A 3,215-nucleotide genomic window follows, 5' to 3' on the forward strand; every position below is an offset into this window, starting at 1 on the left:
CGGGGAGCTGCTCGGCCAGTTGCCGGTACGTCAGCCCCGGCCGCCAGGACGGCAGGTGCACCTCGTACACCGAGAACGGCGCCTCGTGCACCGGCCGCTCAGCCCGCCGGGCCATCCACTCGCCGTCCCCCCACGCGTGGTGCGAGGCGTGCACGATCGAGGACGTGTTCGGCGGGGCCTCCGTACGGCGAGCCAGCGGGTCGGCGCGCAGCGTCTGCGAGCCGTCGGGGCGGGTGATCTCGAACTTGTACAGCTCGCCCTCGCCGATGCCGGGCACGAACAGCTCCCACACCCCGCTCGAGCCGAGCGAGCGCATCGGGAAGCCGGTGCCGTCCCAGAAGTTGAAGCTGCCGGCCACGCGCACGCCGCGCGCGTTCGGCGCCCACACCGAGAAGCGGGTGCCGGCGACGCCCTGGTGGGTCAGCGGGTGGGCGCCGAGCGCCTTCCACAGCTCCTCGTGGCGTCCCTCGCCGATCAGGTGCAGGTCGAGGTCGCCGAGCGTGGGCAGGAAACGGTACGCGTCCTCGGTGTCCTGGACCGTGCCCTCGTACGCGACCAGCAACCGGTACTCCGGGACGTCCGGCACCGGCAGCAGTCCGGAGAAGAAACCGCCCCCGTCGTCGTGCAGCTCGACCCGCTCGTCCCCGGCGACGACGGTCACGGACAGTGCGTACGGGCGGAAGGCCCGGAAGGCGACACCGCCGGGCACGGCGTGCGCGCCCAGCACGGAGTGCGGGTCGTGGTGGGTACCGGCCAGCAGCCGCTCACGGTCGGCGGCCGCGAGAGTGGGGGACACGGCCACGGCCGAGGGGTCCGCCACGGCGGCCTTCTTCGCGGGCGCCTCCTTCGCGGCGGCCTTCTTCGCCACCGCCTTCTTGGCTGCGGTCTTCTTGGCCGCGGTCTTCTTGGCGGGTGCGGGTGCCTTCTTGGCGGGTGCCTTTTTGGCCGCTGTTTCGGCCGCTGTCTTTTCGGCGACCACCTCGGGCGCGGTCGCCTTCGCCGCTGTCGCCTTCGCGGCGGTCTTCTTGGCCGCGGTCTTCTTGGCGACCGCCTTCTTGGCAACCGCCTTCTTCGAGGCCGCTGTCTTGGCCGTGGCCTTCTTCGCCGCGGTCGCCGCCTTCTTCGCCACCGCCTTCTTCTTCCCGGCCGTCGGCGGCTCGGAGGCAGCCGCTGCCGCCTGCTGCGCACCGGTCGTCGGCCGGGGGCCCTCGGCGCTGTTCTTCGTGCTGTCGTCGGACGGAGGACGGGGGGTCACGGAAGGGGCCTCCTGGGCAGGCGATGACGGGTCATGGTGTGGGGTCGGAGGACAGGCGGCGTATCGCCGCCATCGGCACCGGGAGCCAGTCGGGCCGGTGGCGGGCCTCGTAGACGACCTCGTAGACGGCCTTGTCCGTCTCGTACGCGCGCAGCAGTACGGGTTCGGTGCGCGGATCGCGCCCGGCGACCTCCGCGTACCCGGAGCAGTAGGCGGCCCGGCACTCCGCGGCCCACCGCGGGTCCGCCGGGGCGGCCGAGTGCGCCGCGTAGTCGAAGGAACGCAGCATCCCGGCGATGTCCCGCGCCACCGGCTGGGGCATCCGGCGCTCGGCCAGCGGCTTCGACGGCTCTCCCTCGAAGTCGATCAGTGACCACGCCCCGGACGGTGAGCGCAGGCACTGACCCAGGTGCAGATCGCCGTGCACCCGCTGGGCGGTCCACACACGCCCCTCGGCGGCGAGGTCGCCCAGCGCCTCGAAGGCGGAGCGCAGCCGGGGCGCGTACGGCCGCAGCGCCGGAACCGACTGGGCCGCCGCCTCCAGCCGCTCGGTCATGCCGTCGACCAGCAGCCCTGTCTGGGCCTGCCCGAACGTCACCGTGGGCAGGGCGCGGGCCAGCGCCGTGTGCACCTCGGCCGTCGCCCGCCCGAGCGACCGCGCCTCGGCGGTGAAGTCCTCACCCTTGGCCAGCTCGCGCAGCGCCAGCTCCCAGCCGTCCGTCGCGCCCCGCACATACGGCTGCAGCACGGCCAGGACGTGCGGGTCCTCCAGGTCGTCCACGTCGGCGAGCAGCCAGCCGGCCGGGGCGGGCACCCGGGGGCAGCCCTCGCGCGCCAGAGCCAGCGGGAGTTCGAGGTCGGGGTTGACACCCGGGAGCACACGGCGCAGGAGTTTGAGGATGAACGTATCTCCGTAGACGATCGACGAGTTCGACTGCTCGGAGGTGACCAGTCGCGGGACCAGTCCCTCCGGTATCTCCTGGCGCGTGTCCCCCGCGAAGCGGAGCAGGCCGACGTGGGCGCGGCTGCGGATCGCCTCCAGGAGCACGGTGGCGGCCCGGGGGTCGTACAGTGCCTCGTACACCGTCCGCTCTGCCAGCGGACCGTCCTCCAGATGCCCGATGAGCGCGGGCGCGAGGTGCGGGGGCAGTGCCTCGCGCACGCCTATCAGCAGCTGGTAGCAGTCCCCGGGGCGGGGAACGGCGCCCGGCGCCGGGGTCTCCGGCTGGTGTGCCCGCACGAGGAGGTGGACCAGCCCCAGCGGGCCGCCGGGCGGCAGCAGGTCGGTGGCCGCCACCAGGGAGAACCCGGTGACCGGCCGTCCCTTGCCCGCGAACCAGCGCTGTCGGGGCAGCCACTCCCGCAGCAGCGGATCGAGGGAGGCGAGCAGGCCGGGGTGGGTCGTGGCGGGACGGATGACGGCTTCCGACATGGAGTGCGTCCTTTCCCCGGGGGCGGTCGGGGGGTCACTTGCCTGCGTGCCCCGGTCGGGGCGGGGGAAACCGCCCCGACCGGGCGACTAGGCGACGTCCTTGCGGAGACGGAACCAGTAGAAGCCGTGGCCTGCGAGGGTGAGCAGGTAGGGCAGTTCTCCGATGGCGGGGAAGCGGACCCCGCCGATCAGTTCCACCGGGTGCCGGCCCTCGAACCGGCGCAGGTCCAGCTCGGTCGGCTGCGCGAACCGGGAGAAGTTGTGCACGCACATCACCAGGTCGTCCCCCTCTCCCTCGATCGAGGGGGCCTCCCGCAGGAAGGCGAGCACTGCTGGGTTCGTCGAGGGCAACTCGGTGTAGGAGCCCAGTCCGAAGGCCGGGTTCTGCTTGCGGATCTCGATCATCCGGCGGGTCCAGTGCAGCAGCGAGGAGGGCGACGACATCGACGCCTCCACGTTGGTGACCTGGTAGCCGTAGACGGGGTCCATGATCGTGGGCAGGAACAGGCGGCCGGGGTCGCAGGAGGA

At 72.9% G+C, this 3,215-nt stretch carries 3 protein-coding genes; all 3 read right to left on the minus strand.

The window, feature by feature from the left end; genetic code table 11:
• Positions 1-1,255 (minus strand): histone H1-like repetitive region-containing protein (locus ACFYZJ_RS39320; RefSeq protein ID WP_388577191.1); only part of this gene is annotated, 1,255 nt, incomplete at its 3' end.
• 31 nt (positions 1,256-1,286) lie between these two features.
• Positions 1,287-2,687, minus strand: coding sequence for a maltokinase (locus tag ACFYZJ_RS39325; protein WP_388577194.1), 1,401 nt, complete (start codon positions 2,685-2,687; stop codon positions 1,287-1,289).
• Between the two features lie 87 nt (positions 2,688-2,774).
• Positions 2,775-3,215, minus strand: a 441-nt coding sequence (locus tag ACFYZJ_RS39330; protein WP_388577197.1) for an alpha-glucosidase C-terminal domain-containing protein, incomplete at its 5' end; no start/stop codon positions are given.

Origin of the sequence: Streptomyces sp. NPDC001848 (genome assembly GCF_042891915.1) — a bacterium.
In the GTDB taxonomy this organism is placed as follows: Bacteria; Actinomycetota; Actinomycetes; order Streptomycetales; family Streptomycetaceae; genus Streptomyces.